We start from the raw sequence: 12,600 nt of genomic DNA, 5'->3' as shown, positions 1-12,600 counted from the left end.
TTGCCTCCTTTAAGTTGAGCCAATTATCGCTTGATCGATTACATCTGAATCGTTGACAGTCGTTGCACTTTGATAATTGTAGACAGAAACATTATCTCCAACGTTGAAAGAACCGGCCCCGGCGAAAGCACGTGAGTAACTAATAGGCCTAATCGCAAATACATCTCCAATATGAAAAATACCACTTGATCCAATATTGACGATACGAATATGTCCGACCATAGCTGGCATACAAAACACCCTTCGTTTTTAAAATTTTCTTTTCTACTATTGTATGGGCGTTTCCAATAAAATGTGTGTTTTTTTGAAATAAAAGAAACACACGCGTTATTGCGTGTGTGTGTTGAACGTTTGAGTAGGGTGTAAATCCGTATGTACATGACAAATTACATTTAAGAGCCTGTCCAGTTCTTGGCTACAATCCACTGTTCTTTGAGAAGTCATTCCATAGCGTTCAGCAAAATAGATCATTTTTTCACGTTTTTTTTCAATAGCTTGCTCAAACATTGAAATCGGCTCCATCTCTAAATGAAATTTTTAGTATATATGTAGTACATATTATACAAAAAAATCATAAAAAAGAAATGCCTTCGCTAAAAAAAGTAAAATTTCTACATTTTATGCTAAATAATGAATAAGTAACGAATAAGATGCGAGAAGAATATTGTAAAAATTAGCGTGCATGAGAAGGTTTTTTTCTTGCGGATGCGAATACAATTAAAGGGCATGAGTTTTAGGATGGAGAGTGGAAATATTGCGTTTTGTAACGGCGAAGAAAGAAGAAAAGGTATTTGTAGGTATTGTGGATGAAGAAGAAGAAAAGGTATTACACTTAAGAGAAGCGCAAAGACAAAAAGGGGAAAAGGTTACAATCCCTATTACAATGTTAGAGTGTATTGAAAGAGGGACTGAATGTTTTGAGAAAGTATGTGAAATTGTAAATTGGGCAAAAGAGAACGGGGAAGCGGCGTATTATCCGTTAACAGAGGTGAGAATATTAGCGCCGATTCCAAGGCCAAGAAAGAATATTTTGTGCGTTGGAAAAAACTATCGTGAGCATGCGGTAGAAATGGGCGGAGTAGAGTCTATTCCAGAAAATATAATGATCTTTACGAAAGCACCAACAACAGTTATTGGCATAAATGAGCAAATTAATGGTCACCCTCACGCAACGGACGAACTAGATTACGAAGGAGAACTAGCTATCATTATTGGTAAGCGAGGGAAGCAAATTAAAAAAGAAAAAGCGCTTGAGCATGTTTTTGGTTATACGATTATAAATGATGTAACAGCTCGAGACATTCAAAGAAAACATAAACAGTTTTTCCTTGGGAAAAGCTTCGATACATTTTGTCCGATGGGACCGTATTTAATTCATAAATCGGTGGTTGAAACGCCGAATGCATTACACATTGAAACGGTAGTAAATGGAGAAGTAAGGCAAACTTCCAACACAAATAAAATGATTTTTTCAATAGAAGAAATTATTTCAACGATAAGCAAAGGAATGACTTTAGAACCAGGCGATATTATCGCAACAGGAACGCCGGCTGGTGTCGGAAAAGGTTTTACACCACCGAAGTTTTTACATGCTGGTGATGAAGTGGTCATTACAGTGGAAAGAATTGGTACTTTGCGAAATGTAGTGAAATGAGAAAAGAGCTATCTTGTATAAAGATAGCTCTTTTCTATGGTCTCGGATTATAGAGATAATCGATAACGGCAAAAGTGTAAAGACCAATTAATGCAAGTGTACAAATGCCAAATAATATAACCGCAAGTGCGCTTTTTTCTCGTCCAAATCCAATAATAGTAAGAATAACAGCAGTCCAAAATGATGCTTTCAGTAGTGTGAGTGTAGTAGGAGTTGAGTAATGAAGCCATGTTGTGGAAAGTAGGAAACTAAAGAATGTAACTAAAATAAACGCTGTAGCTAAATAGTTAATATGTTTACCATATCTTAGTAGCATATCGCACCTCCTTTATGAATTTAAAATACAGAAAATTACAATTTTATCTTAATATAATTGAATATAAAAAGAAAGAGGTTGTCCCAACATGTTGGACAACCTCTCTATTATTACGATAATACAGCTTTAATTTTTTGGAATGCCCACTCTAAATCTTCTTCAGAGATTACTAGAGGTGGTGCGATACGAATTACGTTTTCGTGTGTTTCTTTACATAGTAGACCAGCTGCTTTTAGTTGTTCACAGTAAGGACGAGCTGGCTCGTTTAATTCGATACCGATGAATAAACCTTTACCGCGAACTTCAGTGATCATTGGGTTATCAATTTCTTTTAATTGCCCAACTAATTTTTCTCCTAATTGAAGAGAACGCTCTGTTAATTTTTCTTCTTCTAAAACTTCAAGAGCTGCGATAGAAACAGCACATGCAAGTGGGTTACCGCCGAATGTAGAACCATGAGAACCTGGCTCAAATACACCTAAAATGTCGCGGTTTGCTGCAACACAAGAGATCGGGAACACACCGCCACCAAGGGCTTTACCAAGTATGTACATGTCAGGAGTTACATCGTCCCAGTCACAAGCGAATACTTTACCAGTACGGCCTAAGCCTGTTTGGATTTCATCTGCTACGAATAAAACGTTTTCTTTTTTACATACTTCAAGAGCTTCTTTTAAGTAACCAGCTGGTGGGATGTTAATTCCTGCTTCACCTTGAATTGGCTCTAAAATGAATGCTGCTGTGTTTGGTGTAATTGCGGCTTTTAATGCTTCTAAATCACCGTAAGGAATTACAACGATGCCAGGAAGCATTGGACCGAATCCACGCTTGTACTCTTCATTTGAAGACATAGAAACAGAACCCATTGTACGTCCGTGGAAGTTATCTTCACAAACGATGATTTCAGCACGGTTTGCTTCTACTTTCTTCACATCATAAGCCCAGCGACGAACTGTTTTAATTGCAGTTTCAACAGCTTCAGCACCTGTATTCATTGGAAGTACCATTTCTTTATTAGTTAGTTTCGCAACTTTTTCGTACCAAGGACCTAATTGGTCGCTATGGAAAGCACGAGAAGTTAACGTAACACGATTAGCTTGGTCAATTAAAGCGTTAATAATTTTCGGGTGACGATGACCTTGGTTTACTGCAGAATATGCACTTAATAAGTCCATATAGCGGTTTCCTTCAGGATCTTCTACCCAAACACCTTCTGCTTTAGAAATAACGATTGGAAGTGGGTGATAGTTATTTGCTCCATATGTGTCTGTAAGTTCGATAATATCCTTAGTTTGAATCATGATTGTTCCCCCTTTTGTTATTACAAGAAGTTTGTAAATACTCTAAATATTATAGCATTTAAATGTAAAAAAGCGAAACATTTCCTGAAAATAAATGAACATGTTATCATATAGAGTGAAAAAGTGTGAAAAGAGGAGGTAAGGGATACGATGGTACATATGCATATTACAGCATGGGCGTTAGGTTTAATTTTATTCTTCGTTGCGTATTCACTTTATTCAGCAGGAAGAAAAGGTAAAGGTGTACATATGGGGCTTCGTCTTATGTACATTATCATTATTGTGACAGGTTTCATGTTGTACATGGGGATTATGAAGACTGCAACAAGTAACATGCACATGTGGTATGGTTTAAAAATGATAGCTGGTATTTTAGTTATCGGTGGAATGGAAATGGTTCTTGTGAAAATGAGCAAGAACAAAGCAACAGGGGCAGTTTGGGGGCTATTTATTGTTGCATTAGTAGCAGTATTTTACCTTGGACTGAAATTACCGATTGGTTGGCAAGTATTCTAATAAAGAAAATAAAACCACCTTATAATCTCAAAGACTTGGGAGCTAAGGTGGTTTTTACTTTTTATGTCGCATCGATATGTAACTCTTCTCCATTTACTTTCGTAAAACGGAACATGTTTTTATTGGATGTAGTGTGACGGACGAAATGATGCTGTAGTGTACAGATCATCTCTTCGTTATCAAACAAAAGAATATTTACTCCTTCGCGTGACTCCTCTTTCGGTAAGAAAGATAAATAATTATGACAATACATGCAATCATATAAAGAGTAGTGAAGTGATTGCAATGATTCGGTTAATAATGTGAACACAGAGTCAGGTAATTCCTCGAGCCATTCATTATAGCTAAGAAGTAATTTTTTTCGAATACGTATCATTTCCCCGTTTTGCAGGTGGTGCTGTTCGTTGGCGATTTGTAATATATCTTGTTCATAGAAACGAGCTGGTAGCCAGTTGTTGTTATATAAAATCTCAAAACCATCTTCGGCAATATCTTCTAATAAAAATGCTTCATCATTTTCATCATCAAAGAATACCCATTCATTGTTTATATATTCTACATTACCGACTGTATGAGCGCGGGGCTGGTTATATAAAATATGGTTACGTTGTATCATACATGATTTCTCCTTTATAAAAAGTAGTTATTCCTGTTATAGACAGTTCGTGCATTCTTTATAACTAGACACATCTAGACATAGGTGGGCATACAATAAAACACGTTTTACTGAGTGAGAATGCTATTCCATATGTGGATAGTAGGTTATCGTCAAGTTTTCCATTTTTTGATCCGCACTCTTAGGGTGGGGATTACTGCACGTTCAAGAAAAGAAATAAGATGGAAGGATGATTTATATGTGCGGGATTACAGGATGGGTGGATTATAAACGCTCATTAGAAGGAGAAAGAGATGTCGTTACGAAGATGGCTGAGACGTTAGCCAAACGTGGGCCGGATGATAATAAAGTTTGGATTAAAGGCAATGTCGCATTTGGGCATAAACGTTTAATCGTTGTGGACCCTGAGGGCGGGAAACAACCGATGACTTGTTTAAAAGATGAAACGAATTACGCCATTTGCTATAACGGTGAACTTTATAACACAGAAGACATTCGAAAGGAATTATTAAGAAGAGGATATACGTTCAAAGGTCATTCTGATACAGAAGTATTATTAGCTTCTTATATTGAATGGAAAGAAGAATGTGTCGATCATTTAAACGGTATATATGCGTTTGCTGTATGGGATGAACAGAAAGAACAAGTATTTATTGCGCGAGATCGACTAGGTGTAAAACCGCTATTTTATAAATATGATAGTGGGCGATTACTATTTGGTTCAGAGTTAAAAGCGATACTGGCTCATCCAGATGTGAAGGCGGAAGTAACGTTAGAAGGGTTATCCGAAATATTCGGCCTCGGACCGTCAAGAACGCCTGGCCATGGTATTTATGCTGGTATAAAAGAATTACGTCCAGGTCATGCGATGACATTTTCAAAGAACGGTTTATGTATATGGAGATATTGGAATGTAGAAAGTAAAAAACATGAAGACTCTTTTGAAGAAACAGTAGAGAAAACGCGCTTTTTATTACAAGATGCCATTACAAGACAGCTTGTTTCTGATGTACCACTATGTACTTTTTTATCAGGTGGTGTAGATTCGAGCGCTATTACAGCTATCGCAGCGAAAGAATACGAGAGATCAGGAAAAGGGCAATTACACACGTATTCTATTGATTACGAAGATAATGACAAATACTTTAAAGCGAATGCGTTCCAGCCAAATTCAGATGCTCCGTTTATTAATTTAATGACTGAGACATTTCAAACAACCCATCATCGCTGCGTCATTTCGAATGAAAAATTAGCAGAGTATTTAACTGAAGCAGTACTCGTTCGTGATTTGCCTGGTATGGCAGATATCGATTCGTCATTATTATGGTTTTGTCGTGAAATTAAACAAGATTTTGTCGTCGGTTTATCTGGGGAATGTGCAGATGAAATATTTGGTGGATATCCGTGGTTTTATAGAGAAGATGATTTACAATCGAGTGCCTTTCCGTGGATGCGCTCTACAGAAGCACGTGAACAACTGCTAAAGAAAGAATGGAGAAATAAATTAAATTTACAACAATATGTACAAAGGCGCTATGAAGAGTCGATTCAAGAAGTTCCTATTTTAGAGGGAGAAAGTCCGCTAGAAGCAAAAAGACGCCAATTATTTTATTTAAATATGGTATGGTTTATGACAACATTATTAGACAGAAAAGACCGCATGAGTATGGGGGCAAGTTTAGAAGTACGTGTTCCATTTGCAGATCATCGCCTTGTCGAATATGCGTGGAATATTCCTTGGGAAATGAAAATGTATAAAAACCGCGAAAAAGGTCTATTACGTAAAGCGTTAGAAGATGTACTTCCACATGACATCTTATATAGAAAGAAGAGTCCTTATCCGAAAACGCACAATCCACACTATACAAAAGCAGTAACAGTATGGCTTCAAAATCTATTAACGGATAAAGGTTCAATTTTACACGAATTGTTTGATAAAGAGCAGTTGAACGGATTAATTCAGTCTGGTGGCAGTGCATTTCAAACACCATGGTTTGGTCAATTGATGACTGGGCCACAGCTTTTAGCTCATTTAGCACAAATTCACGTTTGGTTTAAAGAATATGGGGTAAATATTAAGGAATAAGGGAAAAGCGGCTTACAATTATGTAAGTCGCTTTTTATTAAAGAAATTGTCATATAAAATTCAAAATCACCTTATAAATAATACTTAATTAGAATTATTATTTTGACGTACTTATTATTGCTTGTTATAATTGGAAACAAACGTTCTGAAAAGGATTCTCATTTATAAAATTGAGGTGCTATATAGATGACAAAGAAAAAAATAGGTTTACTCGTAATGGCGTATGGAACACTAGAATCATTAGACGATGTAGAGGCATATTATACACATATCCGTCACGGGCGTAAGCCGTCAGAAGAAGCGCTTGAAGATTTAATTGAGCGCTATAAAGCGATTGGTGGAATTTCGCCGCTTGCAAAAATTACGAAAGAGCAGGCGCATAAATTAACAGATTCAATGAATAACATATTTACAGAGTATGAATTTACTTGTTACTTAGGTTTAAAACATACTGCGCCATTTATAGAAGATGCTGTAGAGGAAATGAAGCGAGATGGAATTGAGCAGGCGATTAGTATCGTATTAGCACCGCACTATTCTACATTTAGCATTAAAGCGTATAATGATCGTGCTATTCGTCTTTCAAAAGAAATCGGTGGTCCTGTTATTGAACCAATTGAACAATGGTATGATGAACCGAAATTTATTTCGTATTGGGCAGACCAAATAAAAGAAACGTTTACAGAAATTGATGATAAAGAGAAAGCAGTCGTAATTTTCTCAGCGCATAGTTTGCCAGAAAAGATTATTGCAGCAGGAGACCCATATGTAGAACAACTAAAGCATACGGCAGATTTAATTGCAGAAGCTGCAAATATTCAAAACTATACAATCGGTTGGCAAAGTGCTGGGAATACTCCTGATCCATGGATTGGTCCAGATGTGCAAGATTTAACGAAAGATTTATATGCAGAGCATGGGTACGAATCTTTCATATATTGCCCAGTTGGTTTTGTAGCGGAGCATTTAGAAGTTTTATATGACAACGATTATGAATGTAAAGTTGTAACTGATGAATTAAATGCCAAATATTTTAGACCAAGTATGCCGAATGCACAATCTGCATTTATCGACTGTTTGGCTGAAATTGTTTCAAAAAAAGTGAAGGAAATAGTTGACAAAGGTTTAGTTTTGAATAATAATTATTTTATAATGATTTTAAATAAATAATAATTACTACGAAAGAAAGAGGAGGATCCCCCTAGATGAATCCAAATAATCGCTTAACAACAAACCAAGGTGCTCCAGTTGGAGATAACCAAAATTCTCGTACAGCTGGTCGTCGTGGACCAGTATTATTAGAAGACTATCATTTAGTAGAAAAACTTGCGCACTTTGATCGTGAACGTATTCCGGAGCGTGTTGTGCATGCGCGTGGTGCAGGTGCTCACGGTGTATTCGTAACGAAAAATAGTATGAAGCAATATACGAAAGCGGCATTTTTACAAAATGAAGGAACTGAAACGCCTGTATTTGTTCGTTTTTCAACGGTTATTCATGGTCAAGGTTCTCCTGAAACAGCACGTGACCCACGTGGGTTCGCTGTTAAATTTTATACAGAAGAAGGAAACTACGATATCGTAGGTAATCATTTACCGGTTTTCTTCATTCGTGATGCAATTAAATTCCCTGATATGGTACATTCTTTAAAACCAGCACCTGATACGAATATTCAAACGCCAGATCGTTACTGGGATTTCATGACGTTAACTCCAGAATCTACACACATGATGACATGGGTATTTTCTGATTACGGTACACCAGCAAGTTATCGTGAAATGGAAGGTTTCGGCGTCCATTCATTTAAATGGATTAATGAAGAAGGTAAAATTGTTTATATTAAATACCACTGGAAACCACAGCAAGGTGTACGTAACTTAAATGCGAAAGAAGTGCAAGAAGTACAAGGGAAAGACTTCAATCATGCAACTCGTGACTTGTTCGACGCAATCGAAAAAGGAAATCACCCGAAATGGGATTTACACGTACAAGTTATGCAATTAGATGAAATGGACTCTTTAGACTTTGATCCATTAGATCCAACGAAAGTATGGCCAGAAGATCGCTTCCCATTAATGGAAGTAGGGACGATGACGTTAAATCGTAATCCGAAAAATTTCTTTGCAGAAGTAGAACAAGTAGCGTTCTCTCCAAGTGCAACTGTAAATGGTATTGAGCCATCGGAAGATAAATTATTACAAGGTCGTTTATTCTCTTACCCAGATACACAGCGTTATCGTCTTGGTGCAAATTACTTACAAATTCCTGTAAACTGCCCATACGCAGCTGTTCATAATCAACAACGTGATGGTGCGATGCAAGTAAATCAAAACCCATCTACAATCAACTACGAACCGAGCCGTCATGCAGAGAATCCGGTTGAAGACAAAGCTTACCGCGATTCAACTATGAAAGTAGAAGGCTATGTATCTCGTGAAAAAATCGAGAAACCAAATGACTTCAAACAAGCAGGCGAGCGTTACCGTTCATTCTCTAAAGAAGAGCAAGATAACTTAATTGCAAACTTAACAAATGATCTAAAAGACGTAAATGAACGCACAAAATTATTAGCTGTTTGTAACTTCTTCCGTGCAGATCAAGAATACGGTATGCGTTTAGCGCAGGCATTAAATGTTGATATTACGCAATATGTAGGAAATGCTCCGAAATAAATAGGAAAAGACGACTGTTATGAAACGGTCGTCTTTTTTATGTGTAAAGTTACACGCGGGTATTCTTCAGTTTCGTTATGTCGGAATTTGTTGGTAAATCGATATCTTGTGTCGAAACGTTGATATATTGAAAGAAACAATCGATATATTTGAAAAATCATTGATATATCCAAAAAACCGTTAATATATTTCCAGTTATACTAGGTGGGGTATGTTGCCCGGTGCGCAAAAAAGAGATGCAATCTATTACTAATAGATTGCATCTCTTTTTTAGTTTGCTCGCTCTGCATGTTCATAAGCTTTCTCACCATGCATCGAAATATCAAGTCCCATATGTTCCTCGTGCTCATCTACCCGAACAGGGAGGAAGAAGTTAATAACTTTAATAATGGCATAAGTCATTATTATTGTGAATGCATATGTTGCTCCAATTGCTACCAGTTGTTTAAACAGTAAAGTGGCATTTCCGTAAAATAATCCGTTTGCACCATCTCCGTTTATGGTAGTGGTTGCAAATAGTCCTGTTGCAATACCGCCCCAAGTTCCTCCGATGCCGTGGCATCCAAAGGCATCAAGTGTATCGTCATACCCGAATTTTGTTTTTAAGAAGAAAACGGCGCCAAAGCATAATATACCACCAATTGCTCCGATAAGAAGAGCGGAGAAAGGTGTAACGAACCCGCAAGCTGGTGTAATAGCGACTAGACCAGAAACAACTCCGCAAGCAGCTCCCATCGCAGTCGGTTTTGATTGGAAGAACCATTCAGAAAGCATCCAAGTTAGAGCGGAGGCAGCAGCGGCTATATTTGTATTAATAAATGCAGTTAAAGCTACGTCGTTTAAGGATAATGCGCTGCCGACGTTAAAACCGAACCAGCCAAACCATAATAAGCCTGCGCCTAACATTGTAAATGGCAAATGGTGAGGAGAAGAACCATTTATGTTTTTTCGTTTTCCAAGGAAAATAGCTAATACAAGACCAGCAACTCCGGAAGTGATGTGAACGACGTTTCCGCCAGCGAAGTCTAGTGCCCCAAGTTCCCTTAGCCACCCGCCGACGCCCCATACCCAATGAGCGACAGGATTGTAAACGATCGTTGTCCATAGAAGGATAAAAATAAGAAAGGCAGAAAATCGCATTCTTTCAGCGAATGCACCTGAAATTAAAGCTGGAGTTAAAATGGCGAACATGAGTTGAAACATCATGAATAAATTGTGAGGAATAGTAGATGAGTAGTCTGGATTTGGTGCGTAGGTAACTCCGTTTAGACCGAACCAATCAAGTGTACCGATAATCCCGTGCCAATCTGGTCCGAATGATAAAGAATAGCCGATAACAATCCACTGAATCGAAACGATAGCCATTGCGCTATAACTATGCATCGTTGTACTGAGTACATTTTTGCTGCGAACCATACCTCCATAAAAAAGTGCCAATCCTGGTGTCATCAACATGACCATTACTGTCGTCACAAACATAAAAACCGTATCTCCCATATTCATGATTTTCCCTCCTGTAATGTTAGAAAAAATAACATCATTTTGTTATGTTTCATATCATATTCGAAATTGAACTAAAAATCAACTAAAAATTCAGAAAAATATATACATGATGTTAGAAAACCTAACATGTATTATTTTGTGAGGGTTGAAATCGACATATGCGTTTCATTCAGAAAATTGGTATAATATTCTTACAATTAAAAAACTTGGGGGATGCGTGTGGGAAAAATACGGACTAGGAAACTATTAATTTGTTTTTGCTTAGCTGTTGTTTTGTTTGTACCAATACATACTTTTGCAGACGAAAAAAGAGAGTGGCGAGACGAAGTTATCTATTCCATTATGATTGATCGCTTCAATAATGGAGAACCGAAAAATGACAAACAGTTAGAAGTTGGTAATTTAGAAGGGTATCAAGGTGGGGATATAAGAGGAATTATAAAAAGGTTGGATTACATAAAAGAAATGGGTTTTACTACCGTTATGCTTTCGCCGCTTTTTGAAAGTGGAAAGTACGATGGAGTAGACGTGCGAAATTTTAAAAAGGTAAATGAACATTTCGGGGCAGACAATGATGTGAAAGAACTTGTAAGAGAAGCTCATGCAAAAGGAATGAAAGTTGTATTTCAATTTCCGCTTGGAGAAAACGAACAACAGGTAATTGATGCAATGAAATGGTGGATAAAAGAAGTTGATTTAGATGGAAGTTATGTTATACATAGTGAAAAAAAGCCGCGTTCCTTTTGGGATAACGCGCAAAAAGATATGCAAGTGATAAAGAAAGATTTTCGTATTATGACAAAGGAGGATAGTGAATACAACGAAAAAATAGTAGAATCGTTTTCCAAAGCGGATGTATCGGTGAAATCGTTATACGATGTGAGTAAAAAAGAAGGGGAATTTGTTACGTTTTTAGATGATCAAGAAACAAAAAGATATGCGCGTATTGCAAAAGAAAATATGTATTATCCGCCATCACGTTTAAAACTGGCGCTTACATATTTGTTAACATCACCTGGAATTCCGAATTTTTATTACGGAACTGAAATTGCATTAGATGGAGGAAGTGTACCTGATAATAGACGATTAATGGATTTTAAGTCAGACGAAAAATTTATGCAGCACATAACAAAACTAGGTGAACTTAGACAGGCTAGACCGTCTTTACGACGCGGTACGTTTGAGCTACTGTATGATAAGAGCGGGATGAGCATACTAAAACGAAAATATAAAAATGAAGTAACTTTAGTAGCAATTAATAATACGAAAGAAACACAAAAAGTCTCCTTACCTGCAAGTACGATTGGTGAAAAACAAGAGTTAAGAGGATTGTTAGAGGATGAAATTATAAGAGAGGAAAATGGGGAATTTTATCTCGTTTTAAAGCGTGAAGAATCAAACGTGTATAAAGTTAACGGAGAAACAGGTGTGAATTGGTTATTTATCTCCTTAATCGTTGGTGTGAATGTATTATTTATTGCGTTTTTAATTGCAGTTAAAAGGAAACGTAGATGAGATGAGAAGTTACGCACTCTATATTCATGTCTTCTTATTGGATTTGTAAGTTTGTTCGGTGGGGCCAGGTTAGGGAGAAAGTCTTCTTCCTAGCCTGTTTTTGTGTCAATACGGATAGAGAAAGACCTTTGAAACAAACAATAATTGCAACTATATTAATTTTACATTACATTAAAAGTTAGAGAATACTCTTATACTAATATAGTACTAAATAGTAGGTGGGAAAATGGAATTTTACGATTTGGGTATTACCATTAAAGAGCTTAGAATTAAAAAAAATATATCACAATCCGAATTATGTCATGGAATATGTTCGCAAAGTCAAATTAGCAAAATAGAAAAAGGTATGATTTATCCATCTAGTATATTGTTATATCAATTATCAGAAAGACTTGGTATTGACCCAAATAATATATTTGCA

Annotated in this window: 13 protein-coding genes; 7 read left to right on the top strand and 6 right to left on the bottom strand. The window is 36.8% G+C overall.

Annotated elements, in window-relative coordinates; genetic code table 11:
* Window positions 1-9: 9 nt before the first annotated feature.
* Window positions 10-231: a spore germination protein GerPA gene (gene gerPA / locus ACO6VI_RS15170; protein ID WP_001111187.1), complete on the bottom strand. Its 222-nt coding sequence runs from the start codon at window positions 229-231 to the stop codon at window positions 10-12.
* A gap of 96 nt (window positions 232-327) precedes the next feature.
* The gene (locus ACO6VI_RS15165; RefSeq protein ID WP_000462857.1) at window positions 328-507 is read right to left on the bottom strand and encodes an aspartyl-phosphate phosphatase Spo0E family protein; all 180 of its coding nucleotides are present in this window, start codon (window positions 505-507) and stop codon (window positions 328-330) included.
* 247 nt (window positions 508-754) lie between these two features.
* Here ACO6VI_RS15165 and ACO6VI_RS15160 point away from each other — a divergent pair, with 247 nt between their 5' ends.
* Window positions 755-1,654, top strand: a complete 900-nt coding sequence (locus ACO6VI_RS15160; RefSeq protein ID WP_063546778.1) for a fumarylacetoacetate hydrolase family protein — start codon at window positions 755-757, stop codon at window positions 1,652-1,654.
* A 34-nt stretch (window positions 1,655-1,688) separates the two neighbouring features.
* Here ACO6VI_RS15160 and ACO6VI_RS15155 read toward each other — a convergent pair whose 3' ends face one another.
* Both ACO6VI_RS15155 and rocD read right to left on the bottom strand, forming a co-directional pair.
* Complete coding sequence (locus ACO6VI_RS15155; RefSeq protein ID WP_000926859.1) at window positions 1,689-1,970, bottom strand: hypothetical protein; 282 nt, start codon at window positions 1,968-1,970, stop codon at window positions 1,689-1,691.
* Between the two features lie 110 nt (window positions 1,971-2,080).
* A complete protein-coding gene (gene rocD, locus ACO6VI_RS15150; protein WP_000616660.1) occupies window positions 2,081-3,271 on the bottom strand; it encodes an ornithine aminotransferase in 1,191 nt (396 codons plus the stop codon).
* Between the two features lie 150 nt (window positions 3,272-3,421).
* Between rocD and ACO6VI_RS15145 the strand changes: the two genes are divergently transcribed.
* The gene (locus ACO6VI_RS15145; RefSeq protein WP_000233490.1) at window positions 3,422-3,787 is read left to right on the top strand and encodes a YisL family protein; all 366 of its coding nucleotides are present in this window, start codon (window positions 3,422-3,424) and stop codon (window positions 3,785-3,787) included.
* 61 nt (window positions 3,788-3,848) lie between these two features.
* Here the strand turns inward: ACO6VI_RS15145 and ACO6VI_RS15140 are convergent, their stop codons facing one another.
* The gene (locus tag ACO6VI_RS15140) at window positions 3,849-4,403 is read right to left on the bottom strand and encodes a DUF2777 domain-containing protein (protein ID WP_000616066.1); all 555 of its coding nucleotides are present in this window, start codon (window positions 4,401-4,403) and stop codon (window positions 3,849-3,851) included.
* Window positions 4,404-4,641: 238 nt separating this feature from the next.
* On the opposite strand from ACO6VI_RS15140, the gene asnB reads away from it, so the two are divergent.
* The 3 genes from asnB to katB all read left to right on the top strand — a co-directional run bounded on the left by asnB (window position 4,642) and on the right by katB (window position 9,161).
* Complete coding sequence (gene asnB / locus ACO6VI_RS15135) at window positions 4,642-6,489, top strand: asparagine synthase (glutamine-hydrolyzing) (protein ID WP_000333991.1); 1,848 nt, start codon at window positions 4,642-4,644, stop codon at window positions 6,487-6,489.
* A 186-nt stretch (window positions 6,490-6,675) separates the two neighbouring features.
* Window positions 6,676-7,659, top strand: coding sequence for a ferrochelatase (gene hemH, locus ACO6VI_RS15130; RefSeq protein ID WP_063546780.1), 984 nt, complete (start codon window positions 6,676-6,678; stop codon window positions 7,657-7,659).
* Window positions 7,660-7,694: 35 nt separating this feature from the next.
* Window positions 7,695-9,161: a catalase KatB gene (katB, locus tag ACO6VI_RS15125; protein WP_001069184.1), complete on the top strand. Its 1,467-nt coding sequence runs from the start codon at window positions 7,695-7,697 to the stop codon at window positions 9,159-9,161.
* A gap of 270 nt (window positions 9,162-9,431) precedes the next feature.
* Here the strand turns inward: katB and ACO6VI_RS15120 are convergent, their stop codons facing one another.
* Window positions 9,432-10,664, bottom strand: a complete 1,233-nt coding sequence (locus ACO6VI_RS15120; RefSeq protein WP_063546782.1) for an ammonium transporter — start codon at window positions 10,662-10,664, stop codon at window positions 9,432-9,434.
* Window positions 10,665-10,877: 213 nt separating this feature from the next.
* Between ACO6VI_RS15120 and ACO6VI_RS15115 the strand changes: the two genes are divergently transcribed.
* Together ACO6VI_RS15115 and ACO6VI_RS15110 are read left to right on the top strand one after the other, a co-directional pair.
* Window positions 10,878-12,179, top strand: a complete 1,302-nt coding sequence (locus ACO6VI_RS15115) for an alpha-amylase family glycosyl hydrolase (RefSeq protein ID WP_049800791.1) — start codon at window positions 10,878-10,880, stop codon at window positions 12,177-12,179.
* 226 nt (window positions 12,180-12,405) lie between these two features.
* The coding region (locus ACO6VI_RS15110; RefSeq protein ID WP_422423581.1) for a helix-turn-helix domain-containing protein at window positions 12,406-12,600 on the top strand (195 nt) is incomplete at its 3' end.

This window comes from Bacillus sp. PSXD-155 (assembly GCF_049310765.1).
Classification (GTDB): Bacteria; Bacillota; Bacilli; order Bacillales; family Bacillaceae_G; genus Bacillus_A; species Bacillus_A cereus.
This window is presented reverse-complemented; position numbering and strand designations above follow the sequence as displayed.